Raw genomic sequence first — 15,301 nt, 5'->3', positions numbered from 1 at the left:
CGCCGCGTTGGCGCGCTGGGCGTCGCGCTGGGCGCGCGCCAGATCGCCACTGACATCCACCCGTTGCGCCGGCGGCACCCCCGCCTGGGCGCGCTGGGCGTCCTTGAGCCGGCGCACCTCGGCGGCGGCCTGGCGGAAGCGTTCATTCAGCCGCGAGAGCTGCTGCTCCTCGCGCTTGAACTGCTCGACGAGCCGCCCCTTGGCGATCAGGTCGCGCTGGGCGTCCTGCAGCCCCTGGAGTGTGCCCTCCAGCCGGGCGGTCTGCTGGTCGAGCGACCCAAAGGCGCGCTCGGCGCCCTGTGCCTCGCCGACCAGGCCATCCAACAGCTGACTGACATCGGCCAGCGTGCGGGTGATCTGATCGCGCGCGGTGAGCACCAGCTCGACATCGCTGCGCGTGACTCTGGCCATAGGCTGCTCGGATCAGGAATCGGGGTCGAGGTGGGCGTCGATCAGGGCGCCGAAGCGTTTGGCGGCCTGCTCGTCCAGGCAGGCACCGATGGCGCCGGAGACGAGCGCCGCCAGGTGCGCCTGGGCGGCGCTCAGGTGCTCCCGCGTCAGCGCGGCTTCCTGCTGGATCTGCCAGGGCGTGTAGCGGTGGGCCTGGGGGTGGCCGTGGGCACGCAACAGCGAGACCTCGCGGGCGAGGCGCACATACCAGTGCGTGCCGTCGCTTAGTGCGGCGGGCTGGGGTCTGCGGCGCTTTGGGTGGCCGCCAGATCGGGCAAGGCGTGCCGCGCGCCGCTGAACAGCGTCACACAGCGCGCGATGAACTTTTTTCCGCCACCGGCAGGCTCCGTGGTCAGCTCCCAGATGGCGATCAGCGCTTCCTGCAAAAAGCCCGCACCCAGCCGCCGCACGGTGTCGGCCTGGTCGGGCTCGTCGGCGGCCAGGGCCACCGCCTGCTCGGCGAGCCGCGGAAAGACCCGCAGCAATTGCGGCAAGACTTCCAACTCGCCGCCCGCGGGCAGGCCGGACAGGGTCGCTTCCAGTTGGTCGAAGGCGCCGCTGTGCTCGGTCATCAATTGCCCGATCTCATCAAACGACAGGCCGCGCAGCACCACCGCGCTCTCACCCACCCGGAGGGTCCGGGTGGGCACCACCACCCCCGCCAGGCCCGGCATTAGCCCACCGCCCGGTCGTCTACATAGAGGGAGGCAAACCCGAGTTTTTCCTGAACGCCGACGTTGAACTGCATTTGCGCCCAGGCGTTTTCCGCCGAAATGATGGTCATCTCGCCGTTCGGCTGCATGTTCACCGACGGGAACCACCAGTCGCGGTTGCGGCCCTCGGCGTTGTCACTGATCACCCGCAGCGCGCCCTTCCTGGGCTGGGTGCCCGCGCTCGCGCGGTTGCGCGTCTCGGTGGCCGGGGTGTAATCGACCAAGATATTGGCGTCATCGGCGATACCCCCGCCGCGGATGATGAAGATGCGGCCATTGGCGGCGTCCAGGGTGTAGTCCGTATTCAACACATGGGTCGGCGTGCCGCCGGAACCCGTCACCACCACGCTGGAGACATTGCGCGCCGGGGTGCTGCCGCCCAGTTGATACCAACGGCCCTGCTGGACGGTAAAGGGTTCGTCCACCACCGGCGTGTTGGTCTGGTTGATCACGCTCAGGTCGGCCACGTTGAACATCGCCAGGTTGAACATGTTCTGGCTGTCGACCGTCAGCGAGAACGCCCACGAGACCGAGACGGGCGCGTTGCGCGTCTGTTTGCGGAGCTTGCCGCGGGAGGTGAAATACTGCAGGGACTCAGTGGCCGGGCTCAGGCTCGCGCCGCCGGTCTCGCCGAGGTCCACCTCGCCGGTGGTGTTGCCGGCATCGTCAAAGGGATCGAAATAGACGATCCCGCGCGGCAAGACGAGTTCGTCGAGAATATAGAGATCTTGTGCCATGAGAGGCTCCTCGCTGGAATGCGGCGCTTACCGCGGGTGTCGAAACGAAGGGTTCAGATCACGCCTTGCTCTTTCAGGCGCGCGAGTTGGTCCGGGCGGAGATGGCCGGGAACCGGATCGCCGGCCTGGTACCGCTTGAGCACGCGGGGCGCGCCCGGTTGGGGCGCCTCCCAACAGTTCAGGTCTTTCTTGAGCTTTCCGGTGGCGGGAATGGCTACTTTGGTGTCGTCGGTCATAGCAATCGCTCCTAGGGGGTAAACCGCTCGGTGAGCGGGATCACGATGGGCAGGATGCACACGGCCGTGGGCCGGCCCTGCTGGCGGTCGGGCGGCAACACCACCCCGGCGCCGGGCTGAAGGTGCTCCTCGGCGAGGCCGCCCAGGGGTCGCGGGATGCGTCCGGGCGTGGCCGTTCCGGTGTGGGCGTTGATCCAGGCGATGCGGCGCTGCAGATCGTCGAGCAGGCGATAGGCCGCATCCGTGGGGTGGTCGAGATCGGCGGGCCGGTCGGTCACGCCGAAGATCAACAGCGCCCAGGGGTGCGCGCGGCGCTCGGGACGGGCCGGCGCGGCAAAGACGTCGCGCTCGTCGTCGGGTTCGAGCAGGGTCACAAAGGCGGTGTCCACCTTCTCGTACCCAAAGGCCGGCTTGCCGCGATGCACCTGCCCGGCCAGGGTGTAGTGGTACTCGGGCGCGGCCATGGCTTCCAGGTGGCCGGTCAGGGCCACCAGAATGTCCAGTCGTTTCGACATCAGCGTCTCTTTTGCGTCAGGCGGGCGAACTGCCGGTTGAATTCGGTATTCATGAAATCCGCGAGCGCCGGGCTCATGTCGTCCTTGACGGTGCGGAACACCTGATCGACGCTCGGCCCATAGAGCAGCAGGTAGCCGCGCTTGCTGGCGCGGGTGCTGAAGCCGGCACGCCGCAGGTTGACCTTGTTGGCCACCGCCTCGCGGATCGCCACGCCGCGGTTGCCGGCGCGCAGGTTGATGAAAAATCCCGAGCGCAACACCGCCTTGCCGCCGCCGCGCTGGATGCCGATGCGCAGGCCGGCACGCTTGCCGCCGCGGGTCGCCTGGGTGGCGAAGCGCGCCAGTGAGGTGGGCTCGGTACGCGCCGCGATGACCGCGCTCAGATCCTGGGGCTTGGCGAAGCGCGATACCTGAAAGCGGCCGGGTTGGTTCAGATACCCGGCGGTGAAATTCACCTGCCCGCGAATCCGCCGCGAGCCCTCGGCGCGACCCCGGCGCGCGCCGGTGTTGATCGCGAGCCGCGCGGCCTGATTGGCCGCCCGGGGCAGCGTCTGGACCAGCGTCGCATAGTTGCGCAGCCCCACCAGGCGCAGGCCAAAGGCCATCAGATCCGCTCGACCACGGCGCGCGCCTCGATCGGCGTGGGCGCCAACAAGCGCAGGATGCGAAAGCGCTCGCCGGTGGCGGTGACGGTCACGGTGGCGTTGATCTCCGGGGCGTCGTATTCGGCGCGGGCAAACACCAGCACCACGCTGTCGTCATCCAACGCCAGCGTCTCGAACTCGCCGCCGCCCTGGCGGACCAGCAGCGCGCCCTGATGGACGCGCACATGGACCGGTTGCGTCGCCCCAAAGCCGGGCGCCTGATACACCGCCGCGAGCGCGGCGCGGGCATGCAGCGCCGCCCGGGCGGTGGCGCGGATCTCCTGCAGCGTCGCCGCCATCAGCTCGGCTTACGGGTGCGGCGGGGCCGCGCGGGCGCGGCGTCTTGCTCCGCCGCATCCTCCGCCGCATCGCTCACTTCCAGGTCCGCGCGCTCGGGCGCGTCGCTGGTCGCGGCCAAACCCCGTTCGCAGGCCTCGCCACCGGGGCGCGCGATAAAGCCCGCATCCAGCAAGTAGGTGGCCCGGGCGGAATCCTCGATGAGGATTGGGTCGCCCGGTTGATATTCCACATTCGCCCGGCCGCCGGCGTCGGTCAGCATCGGGCGCAGCACCACATAGTCGGTATCGCTCATGATTCCTCCTCGGCGCCGCCCGGCCAATCACGCCGGGGCGGCGCGCCTCGGCAACCGCTATCAGTTGCTGGAGAACCCGCGCCGCAGCACGGCGGGGATGGTGCACAGCGTGATGGGGTTGGACTGCGCCCAGAGGTCGGCGCCCTTGTCGTCCTGGCGCGCCTTGAGCTTGGCGTAGCGCGGCAGGCCCAGGGTGTTGACCGTCTCGTTCCAGTCCGCCGGGGCGAAGAAGGTGCGAAACAGCCCCTGCACCCCCACCGGGAAGAACCGACACTCATCGGCGGCGATGAAGGGCGTGCCGTTCACCGAGCCCCGGTAGTTCTCCCAGGTGATGCCGCCGTATCGGAAGCTGCTGTAGGCGAGCGACGCACCGCTCAGCGCCAAGGCCTGCTGCTGGCTGTCGTAGGCCTCGGTCGTCTTGGCGTGGGTGCAGAACTTGTCGAAGAAGGTGTCGCCACACAGGGCGACCACACCCGGCAAGGGCGCGCCGCCGAGGCGATCCTGCATGCCGCGCACCACCTGCATGCACTTCTCATGGATATTGGTGGTCGCAGTGCCGAGCACGAAGTCCATATCCGACAGCGGGGTGACGCCGAACTCACTGAACAAGTCCCAAATCACCGTGATACCGTCGGACTTCACCACCTTACCCTTGATGGCGCCGAGGTAGAGGTGCTCCATGGTCGCATCCAGGTTGCGGAACATGCCGGCGAACTTGTTGTTCACCACGCCCTGCACCGTCCTCAGATTGCTGCTGGAGCCGAACTCGCGCACCCCCTGCACCTCATCGGCCATCACGGTGCCGTCGAGCTGCAAGTGCACGGCCTCGAGGCGCCGCGCGGCCGCCTTGTCGGCGTCGAAGGGCTGGCCCACGCCACCGCGCGGGGTGGGGTCGACCAGGGTCAGGGTGCCGCGGATGTTCTCGATCGCGATCGAGGTGGTGGCGACCGGGGTCTCCTCGAACAGGCCCATCATGCCGATGCGGCCCGGGGTGTAGGGCAGTTCGTTGACCGCCTGAGTCATCGAGACGATGCCAAAGGCGTTGTTGTTCCAGATATCCAACATGGTTGAATCCTCATGCCAGAGCCCCGCGGGCTCCGAAAAATGGGCGAAAAAAAAGCCCCATTCGGGGCTTGGCGTCAGGAGGGAAAATCAGCCGCGGACGAGGATGCCCTTGGCCGCGAGGTCTGCCTTGCCGGCGGTGATGCCGGTCGAATCATTGCTGCCCCAGCCGAGCAGGCTCGCGATGACTTCGGCGTCCCGCGCCATCACCGCCACCGCGGCGTGGCCCTCGGTGCTGTCGGTGTAGGCGCCCAGGATCGCGACCGCCGTCTGGCTGCCATCGCTGGCGCCGTTGTCGTAGGTCACGTGGTGGCCGGGCACCTTGGTCACGCTGATCGTAAAGCTGTCGTTCACCGCGAAATCGGTGGCGCCATCGGCCAGGGTGAAAGCCAGCCCGCCTTCGCTGAAGGCCACCGCGACGGTGCCGGTGCCCACGGTGGTGCCGTCGGGCGCCGTGACCGAGAAGGTGCCGGCGTTGGTGGCGGCCGCCGTGATGGTCAGGGTGTAATCCCCCACCTGGGCCGGGCTGGTCACGGTGATCGCGCCCATGGTGCCGTCACCGGTGTTGCCACCGGCTGCGGTGGCCGTCGCGGCGCCGCTCGAGAGCAGGCCAAGCACGGTACCGGCCGCGAGTTTCTGGCCCTGCATCAGGGTCACATTCTCGATGGAGCGGGTGCGATTCGCGCGGGAAAGTTCAAATTCCCAACTATGGATGGGTTCGTTCAGGGTCGTTGCCATGGATCATCTCCTGTATCGGATCAGCGGCCGCGTTCAGCCAAGGCGCTTCAGCTGCTGGACCTTGGCGCGGCGCGCCTCGATCCACTCGCCCGAGGTTTTCATCGGCCGCGCGGCGGCGGCCAGGTCATCGCCGGCACCCGGCCCGATATCGGGCACGGGCTCGGCGGCCATGGCGTGGTCGAGCGGCGATCCCGCCGGTTTGGCGGTCGGGCTCGCGGCGAGCACGCCACGGGCCTCGGCCACGCTCAGGCCGGTGCGGGTCGCCAGATACACGGCCTGTTCGCCGCGGTCCTTGGCCTCGTCGCAGGCGAGGATGCCGGCGATCCGCTCGCGCTCTGCGGCGGCGCCCTCGGCACGGGCGGCCGCCAATTGCTCTGAAGTCATGGGCGCTTCACCGCCCGCGGATTGGTCACTCATGGGATGCTCTCCTGTGGAGCGGTGGGTAGAGGGCGCGGCGCCGGGTGTGGCGGTCGCGCCGGTGGAACGCCGGCCCAGGAACTCCCGAAACTCGGCAAAAAACTCGTGTACGGCGCGCTCGCCGTCGGCCAGGCCGTGCGCGGCGGCCTCCGTCAGGCCGAAGATGCCCGCCTCGCTGGCCAGCACCTCGGCAACCGCCAGCCCCCGTGCCCGCGCCACCCGGCCGGCGAAGACCTCCCGGGTGCTGTCGACCTCGCTCTGCAGGCGCTCGCGCACATCGTCCGGCAGCGGCGCGAAGGGGTTGCCGTCGACCTTGCGGGCGCCGGAATAGATCAAATTCACGGTGAGGCCGGCGCGCTCCAGAGCGCCCGAGAGGTCGAGGTGCATCAACACCACCCCCACGCTACCGACCCGCGCGGTGGTCGTGCCGTAGAGCCGCCCGGCGGCGGAGGCCAGCGCATAGCCGCCCGACAGCGCGTTGTGTTTGGCGAGCGCCCACACCGGCTTGGCGGCATGGGCCGCGGCGATGGCATCGGCGCACTCGAAGCAGCCGGACACCTGGCCGCCGTGGCTGTCCACCACCAGGGCGATGCCGGCCACCCCCGGATCCGCCACCGCGAGCGCGAGCTGCTGCTCGACGGCGTCGTAGCCGGTCAGCCAGTCGTTCATGCCCCGGTAGTTGGCAATCAGGGTGCCGGCGATGGGAATCACCGCAATGCCGCCATCGGTCACGTCATAGCGCGCGCCCGTCGCGGCCTGGGGTTCCAGCATTCGCGCGCTCGCCGCCGGCAGCAGCGCCATGTTGCGCGCCGCCGTATCCGACAACAGCGCCGGGACCAGATTGAAACGCTCCGCCAGCGGGCGCCATTCCTCGATGTGCATGCTTCCTCCGGGTGCGCCGGACACAAAAAACCCGCCGAGGCGGGTGCGGGATGGGTGGGGCCTTACGCGGCCGGCTCGGCGGCCTGGGTGACCAGCTCGTCCATCAACCGCGCGCTGAGCTCGCCGCCGCGCACGCGAATGCGGGGTTTGGCAGTGGCGCGCTGGTCGGCGGGGTCGGCGGGCGCGGCCTCGGGCAACAGGCCCAGGCTTTCGGCACGACGGCGCTCGCGGGCGCGCTGATCCTGAATCTCGCGCCAGTCCTCGCCGGCAATCTCGGCGCTCTCGCGCTCCAGGGTCGAGAGGTCGCTCTCCATGCGCATCACGGCCGCGCCGGTCTCTTTCACCGGATCGATCTGGCCACGGCCGGCGCCGCGCCAGGTGCAGCCCGCGTAGGCCGCGGGGTGGCTCCAGAAATCCGGCGCCGCGCGCGGCAGCGGCACGTCGCCGCGATACCACATCTCTTCGAGCACCAGCCGATAGACCATGCTCGCAAAGCGCGTCGGCCCAAAGCGCCGGCACGCCAAAAAGAATTTCCAGTCCTCGAGGCCGCTGGCCCGGGCGCTGGAGTAGTTGGTCTCGCTCCAATCGCGGATGAAACGCTCGTGACTGACGCCGATGGCCGCGGCCAGGCGGCGCGTCAGGCTGCGCTCGAAGTTCTCGCCGATGCCGCCATTGTTGCGCGCGGCATTGAGCTTGAGCTTGGTGCCGATCGGCAGATAGGGAATCTTGGCGCCGTCGAGCCGCAGCGTGGAGTGGTCGGCGTAGACCGCGATCTGGTCCATCATCCAATCGTAGTAATTCACCTCCTCGCGGGTGCCGTCGGGATTCTCGACCCCGATCAACTCCATCGCCGCGCCGCGGTCCAGATCGCTCTCCAGGGTGGCGGCATACATGGCGTTGACGGCCATGTTCTGCAGCACCAGATCGCTGTAGTGGCGCGTCGCCTCCATGCCGCGCAGGCCAGCCACCACGCGGCTCACGCCACGGTTCTGGTCGGCGCGCTCGCGGTCGAACAGGTGCAACACCTGCAGCCGGCCCCAGCGCTTGAAGCGGCGGATCGTCTTGGTGCGGTAGCTGTCGACGCCAAAGCCGAGGCGGTCGTCGGGATGCGCGACGCGCACATGGTAGGCCACCGGCTCGCCGCGCGGGCCGAGCACCACGCCCCGGCGCAGGCTCGGGCCATCCGTCACCCCCATGGGGTTGCACAGCCGATCCGGGTCAATGGTCTGGATGGCGGTGCGGTAGGGGCCGCGCCCCAGCCATTCGGCGGTGGCGAGAAACTCGCCGGCCTCGAACAACTGGCTGGCCACCAGCCGCACCTGTTGCGTGAACGACTGCACGCGCTGGGCGTCCGCCCAGCAGTTGGTGTCGTCCTCGGCCCAATCGGTGAATCGCTCCTCGGCGACCTCGGCGAACTCCTCGGCCCAGGTCTCGTCCAGGCGCGGATCGATGCGCCGCAACAGCCGCCAGTTGGGCCGCGCATTGAGGCGGAACTGGTGGCCGACCACGTTATCGACATGCACCCGCCGGGCGCCGGCCAGGTAGCCGTCGTTGCGGATATTCTCGCGGACCCGCGCATCCAGCTCGCGCTTGTCGCCGAGCAGGTCGCCATCGGCGCTGGAGAGGCTCGGCGGCAGGCGCATCAGCTCGGCGCCGGAGGGCCGCGTGGCGGTCCAGGCGCCCGCCTTGCGGCGCAGCGGCTGGCCCGCGGTGTCGAGGATCATCGGCGCTGTGGTGGGGGGGGTCATGGGCTGTCTCCGGCCATCACCACAGCACCCGCGCCGGGCCACGGCGCGCGGCGCCGGCGGCCTTGGCCTCGAGCTCGGCGATGGCGGCGTAGAGGCGACGGCGGTCGCTCTCGGTCATGTTGGCGTATTCGGTTTCGACGCCGTCGCTGTCGCGGAAGCGGCCGACGCGCACACCCATCAACAGATCGTCGCGGGCTTGCTTGAGCTGGTCGAGCCGGGCTTGTTCTGCTGCGCTCAGCGCCATGGCTACTCCACCTATCCGAGTTTGCGCGCCCAGTCGGCCATGCGGCGGGACCGGCGCTTGGGCGGGTCCGCGTCCGGGGACTCGGGCGCGATCAGCGTGTTGTTGACCTTCCAGTCGGTGGCGGCCCAGCGGAAGGGTTTGTTCCAATCCATGGTTTCGAGCTTGAGGTGTGTCATCAGCACCAGCGCATAGACCAACAGGTCGGTGGTCTCGTTGCGCTTGCCGGGAATCGGCCGATACCCCCGCGCGGTGCGCGTCTCGGCGCACAGCTCCTGGAAGAATTCGATCGGCAGCCAGTCGGCGAAGCGAATCGCGCCGGCGCCCGTGGGCGCGCCGTCGAGGCGGGCGAACAGCGCGTCCTTGTAGAGGTTGCTGTTTAGCGTCAACACCGGAATCTCGCCCCGCGCCTGCGCCTTGCGGTCGCGGCGCTGGGCGTCGGGAAAGCTCAGGTTCACCCGGGGTGCGCCGAGCTTGCCGGTGCCGCGCAGCAGTTGCACGCGGCTGTGCAGGCCCTGCTTGCGCAGTCGTCGCCACCAGGCGTAGGCGCGCTCGGTCACGCCGGGCTCGCCGTGGCTGTCGAGGCCCACCAGGCGGATCGGCATGCGCCGGCCGCTGCCGTCGGCGAGCGGATAGCTGCGCTGGACCACCTCCTCGGTGAGGAGATCCCAATCCTCGTCGACCGATGGCGGCCGCACCGGCCAGGGGTGCCCCTCGCCATCGAGCCGCTTGGATTTGCGAATCTGGAACCGATCGATCACCAACAGGTCGCCGCCGGCGGCCACCCCCATCACCTGCACCTCGAAGCGGCCGCGCTGCACATCCACGGTGGCGAGCAGGCAGCCCACCCCCTTGGGGACGACGCGGTCGCCCAGGGGCTCGGCACGCTCGGCCAGATCTTCCGCCGCGCGCTCGGCGCGCTGGCGGGGCGGCAGGTAGACCTCGCACTGGTCGACGTTGGTCGTGGTCTTGAGGCTGGCGTCATCGCCGGTATCGGCGTAGCGCTGGCGCGCGCGCAAAAACGCGAGCGTGATTTCTTCCCAGGTGGTCAGGGTGCTGGCCGGACCTTTCAACCAAAAGCTGGCGCGGGCGCTGTAGGGCTCGGGCTTGGCGAGCGCCGTCCGCCACAGCTTGGTGCGCGTGCGCGCCTTGGCGACAAAGGCGGAATCGCCCGACAGGGCCAGCTTGTCGCGCTCGCGCAGCCACACCCCCTGACGCGCCATGCCATCGCGCGCCGCCGGCGGGGTGGAGAGCCCACAGGCCGGGCAGGCCATGGTGGTGTCGCTCGCGGCCTCCTCGATATCCTCGCTCGGCCCCGGCACCAGGAGCCGAAAGCTGGGCTCGTAATAGGCGCCGCAATCCGGGCACGGCCAGTAAAATCGCCGGCGGTCGCCCTCGTTGTAGAGCGCGACAATGCCTTCGCAGGGCGGCCCCAGGTGCGGCCGATCCTTGGGTTGTCGCCAGTCGTAATCGTGCTGCGGAAAGCTCGGCGAGCTGTCCGCCGCGGTCATCGCCATGGAGCCGAAGCTCTTGCCGCGCTGGCTGGCCAGGTAGAAGGGGCTGCCCTCCTCGTCCACGTCCTGTGGCATGCGGTCGTAATCGGTGAGGAAGTTGATCCCCGTCGAGTGGCCGCTCAGGGTGTTCTTCGTCGGCCACGAAATCTGCAGATGGGTGCCATTGCGGTACCAGCGCCCGTAGGCATTGGCGCCACGCTTGCCGGGCAACAGCTCGGCCTGCAGCGGCGGGCAGTGGCGAAACATCTTGTCGAGCTTGGTGCGCGCGAAGGTGCGCGCGGCGGTCTCCGTCTTTTCGTAAAAGCGCATGTCCATGGGGTTCACCAACCCCATGTAGAGCATCAGGTTGAGGGCGCACTCGGTGCCGGCGCTCTGCGCGGGCTTGACGTACACCCATTCGCGATACTGCCGGCTGGCGAGCACGTCCATGGGCTCGACCAGGTAGGGCGTGGTCTCGTTCCTCCACGGCCCGACATAGGAGCCCGGGTTGCTCAGGTAGCGATAGCGCGCGGCGGTCTCGCTCACCGTCGTTCGCGCCGGCGGCAGCAAGACGGACGCCGCCTCGAGGATGATCTCGCCGATCGAGCGGTAGCGCCGCAGGGGCGCGTTCACGCGGTCGTCTCCAGGGTGGTGCCGGCGGTGTCGGCCACCGCATCGTGCATCTCGCGCAGCAGCTCGTCGCACACCTCATCGACGACGCCGGTCTGGCGCGCGGTCAACCCGGCGCGGCGTTCCAGGGTATCGCTGATGGCGCGCACCTTGCTCGCCAGCGGCTTGAACACCGCGGAAAACGCCTCCAGCACCGCCTCGTCGGCCCACAGGTGCCCCTCGCGGTGCGCGAAGGTCTGCTCCTTGAGCTTGGCGTCCCAGTAATCCTTGGCCTCCGCGGGCGGCAGCTCCGCAGGATCTTCGGCCACCGCCACCAGCATGGCATTGCGGTCACACAGGTGCGCGGCCGCCGTGGGAATCGTCCAGGTATCCACCGCCCGGCCGCGGCCCTCGGAGCGCCGCCCGTCGGGCGCGACCCGCCGCAACCGCGCCGCAACCGTGTTGCGGTGCAGCCCGAACAACTCCCCCAGCTGACGCTGGTTGAACTGGGGGAGCGGCTTGTCGGTCGCGTCTTTGGGCATGGTATGGCCCGCCCCAGGCGGGCCCGGCCTCCGCTATCCGGGGGGACCACAAACCGCCGGCAGCTCCCGCACATAGGCTTGCAGGTGCGCAAGCCGCGCGGCCACCTTGTCGGCGTCGGCGGCTAGACGTACAAGAAATTCTTCATCCGCTCGAGAAAATCCCGTGGGGGCGGCTGCATCAGCTCCGGGTCCGGCGGCACGATCTGAATCGGCTCCGGCGGTGGCGGCACAACCCCGCAATCGGTGGCGCAACCGGAGATTGTCGCCGCGCAGATCAGCCAGCACAGCATCCAGCTGCGCTTCCTGTTGTCGCAGGGCTTCGCGATACGCACGGTCGTTGTCCTCCACGGTCTGGCGGTGGGCGGCCTCGAGGGCGCGGTGTTTGCGCTCCAGCGCCTGATACCGGGCCTGCGCGGCCAGGGTGGCTCGCGCCCAATCGGCGCGGATCTGCTCGCGGCCGGTGTCGCGGCCGTGGAACCAGGCGCCGGACAGCAAGGCCAGCACCACCCCCACCGCGACACCCACCCCGGCCAGTTGCACGCGGCGATTACTCCGGCAGTGTCGGGTCGACGCGGCGGGACGCGGCGGCAAGCCACATCCCGGCGCCATTGGCGAGCGAGCCAATCCACCCCAACAGGTAGGCGGCCCCCATCAGTACCCCGGCGCCGGCGCGGCGAATCATGTGGCGAATGTCCATCAGGGTCGCTCCTCGTAACCGGTGCGGTTGAGCTTCAGCACCTGGGTGAAAATCTGCCCCACAAAGGGCACCGTGGCGGCAATGACGCCGCTGATAATGCCCTCGGCGAGGCCCGGGCTCGGCGTCTCGCGCACCACCGCCACCGCCAGCTGCGGGGCATACCACGCATAGAGGCTCGCCGAAGCGAACGCGAGCAACAGCAACAGGCGGGGGAAGATCTGCAACGCGCAGATCACCTCGGCCAGGTCGAGCCACCATTGCTTGGCATTCATGCCGCCACCTCCGCCAACACCAACTCGGCCTCGCCCTGCCGGCGGCGGTTCATGCCGCCCTCGATGGCGGTGCCGACCCAGATCCGCCGCATCGCGAGGATAGCCTCGGCGATGCACTGGTAATCGGCCGCCGGGATGCACGCATCCCGGATCACCCGCATCTCGGCGCGGCGGTCGCCGGCCATGGCCGTACCACGGTTGAATATCACGGAGAATAGGGCGTCGCGCGCGCCGGGGCGCAGATCCTCCACCCCCGGGAAAGCGCGGGTCGTGGCGCGCCAGTAGCGCGGCACCACCGCCTCACGAAAAACCTGCTCGGCCAGCGGGTAGCCCGTCTCCACATCGCGCATCCTCGCGACCAGCGCGCGGGCGGCCTCGCCCTTCACGCCGGCGGCGGCGGCCAGCGCCTCGACACGCGCATGGGCCTGCCAGTCAGCGCGGATCACCGGGGCGATCTGGTGCCCCAGATCGTAGCCGATCCCCACGGTCGCCCCGCTCGCCCCCTGGGGCCAGATCGGCCGCACCAGGTAGCGCCGGTAATAGGCCGGGGAAACCACCTCGAACGCCACCACGAACGCCACCCCCTGGGGCGAGACGGGCGGCTCCTCGCGGTGCACCGCGGGCGTCAGCCGGGGCAGCGGCGCGGGCGCCACCTCCAGGGGCTGTTCGGTCGTCTCCGGCTGCGGCGCCGCGGGGCGCTCACAGCCGATCAGACCGCATGCGAGAACAAGACCAGCCAGATAGCGAACCATGTCAGCCTATCCAGAGCGACCACCGCGACGCCGCGATAGCCGGAATCCGTCCACTCGGTGAACAGCCCCAGCTCCTCTGAGCGGCGCAGCGGATAGAAAAACAGCCAACGGATCGTCGCCGCCAGGGTCGCGGCGGCGAATCCGATGATGAGTTGCTGGAGCGCCACATAGCTGCCGGCCAGGCCATCGACCGTCGCGCCCGGGTCCAGCCAGCGCAACCAATAAAACGACGCCACCAACAACCCGAACATCGCGCCGATGATCGACCAGTCGCGGGCCACCTTGGGCACCAGCCGGCGGGAATGGGTGGTCGGATCAGGTCTCATCGCGATACTCCATATCCCGCTTCAGCAGCGCCATGCGCTGGCTGTGGTATTCGATGTCCCGCAACTCTTGACGGCGCGCCGCCTCCGCCTCCTCCGCCTCCCTGCGGCCCCGACGCCTAATCGCGCTCGCGTGGAGGATCAGACCGGCAATCCCAACGAAGCCACCGACAAACACGCCGCACGACGCAATCACCAGATGATTCTCGGCCAACCAGCCCCAGACGCCGCTGGCCACCGCCACGCTGCTCCCGACACCGCTGAGTTTCAGCGAGCCGGCCTCGAGCAATTGTCTGATCGGGTCGGACACGCGGCGCACCCCCTGCTGGTTGGTCACAAGATCGGCCTTCCCATCGGGCGGCACACGGAAGAAAAAAGCGCGCGGCCCAGGGGCCAGGCGCGCAAGGCCCCTACATCGGCGTCTGCAATCCGATGGGGGCGGGAGGAGTCGGGAAAGGCGCTGCAGGCATGGCCGGAACCGGCCCGAGCAGCACCCACAAAAAAGGGGCGCCGGCCATTCAGGCGCAGCACCCCATCGTTAGAGCCAAAACTAGCAAAAAATTCCCGGTCGTGCAACACCGCGCGGCCTATTGTCATGCCGCCGCCCCCGCATGCCGCCGCACATGGCGCAGCAACTCATCCCCCCACCCCCGCAGCAGGATCACCGCGTGGTAGTAGCGGTGGCGCCAGGTCGCATACCAGGTCGAGTCCGCCATGGTGTGGCCGATGGTCGCCAGCGCCGCGTTGAGGTATTCAAGCCGCGTGGCGTCCGTCAGCTCCACCGGCCGGCGGCCGTGGCAGCGCGGACAGGTCGTCATCACCTGCCGGCCACCCTGCAGCCGCCGCTTCTCGCCGCGACCGTCGCAGGTCAGGCACAGCCGCAAATCCTCGGTCAGCACCTCCAGCACCGCCACCACCGCGCACGCCCGGAACAGTTGCGCGCCGCGCTCGTAATCGCGCTTGTCCCACCCCCGCTGGTGGCCGAGCCGGGCAAAGGACCACCACGCCTCTTTCGCCAGCCGGCCCAGGTTCGCCGAGTCCGCCAGGTAGCGCACCTCCGCGAGCCACACCAAGTGCTGCGGCGGCGAGCCCATGCCCAAGACCGCGGCGATGTCCGCGCGCGACAGCGCGCCGTGGCCGGGCGCGCCGGCGATCACCCCCGGGCTGGCGAGGTTCAGGCGTAGCAACAAGGATTCGGGATTGTTGGCCAAGGGGGCTCCTTGAGTCGGCGCGCGCGGCTCTGTTTAACCGAAGTCAGGCTTCACGCTCGCGGGTGATCTGAGGCTCATCATTTTGTCGATGTTGTGATCCAGCATTGCGGCGCAACTAAAATTCGCGAGATATGGGAAACGACAGCCAACAAAAGCGTGTGAGTCCTCGTCGAGCATCTCGCCGGATCGCCGCCATTCGTATCGCTCTCGCATCCATTGGTAGCGCCGGGCGTACGCCTCAAGTTTCTTGAGGTCGTCGGGATCATAGCCAGCCGATTGCCTGGATTTTCCCTCAATCTCCATCGCGCAAGCCTGGCAGTACATCGCCTCTTTCTGTCCGCAGTTGCTACAACAATTCATCGCGATTCATCTCCATCGTTCGGCGGCATCTGATTGTTCACGTTCGATTTCCCGGCATAGATCGAAA

General features: G+C 68.9%; 23 protein-coding genes. All 23 read right to left on the bottom strand.

All coding sequences use genetic code 11. The annotated features are described in order from the left end of the window. Positions 1-411: hypothetical protein (locus E4680_RS12925; RefSeq protein WP_135282836.1), on the bottom strand; the 411-nt coding region annotated here is incomplete at its 3' end. Between the two features lie 12 nt (positions 412-423). After that, a complete protein-coding gene (locus tag E4680_RS12920) occupies positions 424-654 on the bottom strand; it encodes a hypothetical protein (RefSeq protein WP_135282835.1) in 231 nt (76 codons plus the stop codon). 20 nt (positions 655-674) lie between these two features. Next, positions 675-1,124: a phage pre-tape measure protein gene (locus tag E4680_RS12915; RefSeq protein WP_135282834.1), complete on the bottom strand. Its 450-nt coding sequence runs from the start codon at positions 1,122-1,124 to the stop codon at positions 675-677. Further along, on the bottom strand, positions 1,124-1,900 hold the full coding sequence (locus E4680_RS12910) for a phage tail tube protein (protein ID WP_135282833.1): 777 nt from the start codon (positions 1,898-1,900) through the stop codon (positions 1,124-1,126). The genes E4680_RS12915 and E4680_RS12910 overlap by 1 nt, the downstream gene beginning before the upstream one ends. Before the next feature lie 53 nt (positions 1,901-1,953). Then, on the bottom strand, positions 1,954-2,136 hold the full coding sequence (locus E4680_RS12905; protein WP_135282832.1) for a hypothetical protein: 183 nt from the start codon (positions 2,134-2,136) through the stop codon (positions 1,954-1,956). An 11-nt stretch (positions 2,137-2,147) separates the two neighbouring features. Then, positions 2,148-2,651, bottom strand: coding sequence for a hypothetical protein (locus tag E4680_RS12900; RefSeq protein WP_135282831.1), 504 nt, complete (start codon positions 2,649-2,651; stop codon positions 2,148-2,150). After that, positions 2,651-3,256, bottom strand: a complete 606-nt coding sequence (locus E4680_RS12895; protein WP_135282830.1) for a hypothetical protein — start codon at positions 3,254-3,256, stop codon at positions 2,651-2,653. Before E4680_RS12895 ends, E4680_RS12900 begins: the two co-directional genes overlap by 1 nt. After that, positions 3,256-3,594: a hypothetical protein gene (locus E4680_RS12890; RefSeq protein ID WP_135282829.1), complete on the bottom strand. Its 339-nt coding sequence runs from the start codon at positions 3,592-3,594 to the stop codon at positions 3,256-3,258. Before E4680_RS12890 ends, E4680_RS12895 begins: the two co-directional genes overlap by 1 nt. Then, positions 3,594-3,887, bottom strand: coding sequence for a hypothetical protein (locus tag E4680_RS12885; protein WP_135282828.1), 294 nt, complete (start codon positions 3,885-3,887; stop codon positions 3,594-3,596). Before E4680_RS12885 ends, E4680_RS12890 begins: the two co-directional genes overlap by 1 nt. A 60-nt stretch (positions 3,888-3,947) precedes the next feature. Next, positions 3,948-4,952, bottom strand: coding sequence for a major capsid protein (locus tag E4680_RS12880; protein WP_135282827.1), 1,005 nt, complete (start codon positions 4,950-4,952; stop codon positions 3,948-3,950). Between the two features lie 87 nt (positions 4,953-5,039). Beyond that, positions 5,040-5,687 carry a head decoration protein gene (locus E4680_RS12875; RefSeq protein WP_135282826.1) on the bottom strand — a complete coding sequence of 216 codons (648 nt, stop codon included), beginning with the start codon at positions 5,685-5,687 and terminating at the stop codon, positions 5,040-5,042. A gap of 33 nt (positions 5,688-5,720) precedes the next feature. Then, positions 5,721-6,986, bottom strand: a complete 1,266-nt coding sequence (locus E4680_RS12870) for a S49 family peptidase (protein WP_135282825.1) — start codon at positions 6,984-6,986, stop codon at positions 5,721-5,723. A 62-nt stretch (positions 6,987-7,048) separates the two neighbouring features. Continuing rightward, complete coding sequence (locus E4680_RS12865; RefSeq protein WP_135282824.1) at positions 7,049-8,734, bottom strand: phage portal protein; 1,686 nt, start codon at positions 8,732-8,734, stop codon at positions 7,049-7,051. Positions 8,735-8,750: 16 nt separating this feature from the next. Then, positions 8,751-8,978, bottom strand: coding sequence for a gpW family head-tail joining protein (gene gpW / locus E4680_RS12860; protein WP_135282823.1), 228 nt, complete (start codon positions 8,976-8,978; stop codon positions 8,751-8,753). Between the two features lie 11 nt (positions 8,979-8,989). Further along, entirely contained in the window at positions 8,990-11,101 is a 2,112-nt protein-coding gene (locus E4680_RS12855) for a terminase gpA endonuclease subunit (RefSeq protein ID WP_167792512.1), read from the bottom strand. Continuing rightward, positions 11,098-11,619, bottom strand: coding sequence for a DUF1441 family protein (locus tag E4680_RS12850; RefSeq protein ID WP_135282821.1), 522 nt, complete (start codon positions 11,617-11,619; stop codon positions 11,098-11,100). Before E4680_RS12850 ends, E4680_RS12855 begins: the two co-directional genes overlap by 4 nt. A 33-nt stretch (positions 11,620-11,652) precedes the next feature. Then, on the bottom strand, positions 11,653-12,159 hold the full coding sequence (locus tag E4680_RS12845) for a lysis system i-spanin subunit Rz (protein WP_167792511.1): 507 nt from the start codon (positions 12,157-12,159) through the stop codon (positions 11,653-11,655). Between the two features lie 7 nt (positions 12,160-12,166). Further along, a complete protein-coding gene (locus E4680_RS14120; RefSeq protein ID WP_167792510.1) occupies positions 12,167-12,316 on the bottom strand; it encodes a hypothetical protein in 150 nt (49 codons plus the stop codon). Then, positions 12,316-12,588, bottom strand: a complete 273-nt coding sequence (locus tag E4680_RS12840) for a hypothetical protein (RefSeq protein WP_135282819.1) — start codon at positions 12,586-12,588, stop codon at positions 12,316-12,318. The genes E4680_RS14120 and E4680_RS12840 overlap by 1 nt, the downstream gene beginning before the upstream one ends. After that, positions 12,585-13,340: a lysozyme family protein gene (locus tag E4680_RS12835; protein ID WP_135282818.1), complete on the bottom strand. Its 756-nt coding sequence runs from the start codon at positions 13,338-13,340 to the stop codon at positions 12,585-12,587. The genes E4680_RS12840 and E4680_RS12835 overlap by 4 nt, the downstream gene beginning before the upstream one ends. Beyond that, complete coding sequence (locus E4680_RS12830) at positions 13,298-13,666, bottom strand: hypothetical protein (RefSeq protein WP_135282817.1); 369 nt, start codon at positions 13,664-13,666, stop codon at positions 13,298-13,300. The genes E4680_RS12835 and E4680_RS12830 overlap by 43 nt, the downstream gene beginning before the upstream one ends. Then, positions 13,656-14,000: a hypothetical protein gene (locus E4680_RS12825; protein WP_135282816.1), complete on the bottom strand. Its 345-nt coding sequence runs from the start codon at positions 13,998-14,000 to the stop codon at positions 13,656-13,658. Before E4680_RS12825 ends, E4680_RS12830 begins: the two co-directional genes overlap by 11 nt. Before the next feature lie 256 nt (positions 14,001-14,256). After that, on the bottom strand, positions 14,257-14,874 hold the full coding sequence (locus tag E4680_RS12820) for a DnaJ-like cysteine-rich domain-containing protein (protein ID WP_135282815.1): 618 nt from the start codon (positions 14,872-14,874) through the stop codon (positions 14,257-14,259). Between the last annotated feature and the right edge of the window lie 427 nt (positions 14,875-15,301).

The organism is Candidatus Macondimonas diazotrophica (genome assembly GCF_004684205.1).
In the GTDB taxonomy this organism is placed as follows: Bacteria; Pseudomonadota; Gammaproteobacteria; order UBA5335; family UBA5335; genus Macondimonas; species Macondimonas diazotrophica.
The sequence above is the reverse complement of the archived record's forward strand: the minus strand, read 5'-3'. Positions and strand labels throughout refer to the sequence as shown.

Coding starts and splice junctions, on each gene's coding strand:
- E4680_RS12915 (WP_135282834.1), bottom strand. CDS start 1,124: ATGCCGGGCCTGGCGGGGGTGGTGGTGCCCACCCGGACCCTCCGGGTG.
- E4680_RS12910 (WP_135282833.1), bottom strand. CDS start 1,900: ATGGCACAAGATCTCTATATTCTCGACGAACTCGTCTTGCCGCGCGGG.
- E4680_RS12905 (WP_135282832.1), bottom strand. CDS start 2,136: ATGACCGACGACACCAAAGTAGCCATTCCCGCCACCGGAAAGCTCAAG.
- E4680_RS12900 (WP_135282831.1), bottom strand. CDS start 2,651: ATGTCGAAACGACTGGACATTCTGGTGGCCCTGACCGGCCACCTGGAA.
- E4680_RS12895 (WP_135282830.1), bottom strand. CDS start 3,256: ATGGCCTTTGGCCTGCGCCTGGTGGGGCTGCGCAACTATGCGACGCTG.
- E4680_RS12890 (WP_135282829.1), bottom strand. CDS start 3,594: ATGGCGGCGACGCTGCAGGAGATCCGCGCCACCGCCCGGGCGGCGCTG.
- E4680_RS12885 (WP_135282828.1), bottom strand. CDS start 3,887: ATGAGCGATACCGACTATGTGGTGCTGCGCCCGATGCTGACCGACGCC.
- E4680_RS12880 (WP_135282827.1), bottom strand. CDS start 4,952: ATGTTGGATATCTGGAACAACAACGCCTTTGGCATCGTCTCGATGACT.
- E4680_RS12875 (WP_135282826.1), bottom strand. CDS start 5,687: ATGGCAACGACCCTGAACGAACCCATCCATAGTTGGGAATTTGAACTT.
- E4680_RS12870 (WP_135282825.1), bottom strand. CDS start 6,986: ATGCACATCGAGGAATGGCGCCCGCTGGCGGAGCGTTTCAATCTGGTC.
- E4680_RS12865 (WP_135282824.1), bottom strand. CDS start 8,734: ATGACCCCCCCCACCACAGCGCCGATGATCCTCGACACCGCGGGCCAG.
- gpW (WP_135282823.1), bottom strand. CDS start 8,978: ATGGCGCTGAGCGCAGCAGAACAAGCCCGGCTCGACCAGCTCAAGCAA.
- E4680_RS12850 (WP_135282821.1), bottom strand. CDS start 11,619: ATGCCCAAAGACGCGACCGACAAGCCGCTCCCCCAGTTCAACCAGCGT.
- E4680_RS14120 (WP_167792510.1), bottom strand. CDS start 12,316: ATGGACATTCGCCACATGATTCGCCGCGCCGGCGCCGGGGTACTGATG.
- E4680_RS12840 (WP_135282819.1), bottom strand. CDS start 12,588: ATGAATGCCAAGCAATGGTGGCTCGACCTGGCCGAGGTGATCTGCGCG.
- E4680_RS12835 (WP_135282818.1), bottom strand. CDS start 13,340: ATGGTTCGCTATCTGGCTGGTCTTGTTCTCGCATGCGGTCTGATCGGC.
- E4680_RS12830 (WP_135282817.1), bottom strand. CDS start 13,666: ATGAGACCTGATCCGACCACCCATTCCCGCCGGCTGGTGCCCAAGGTG.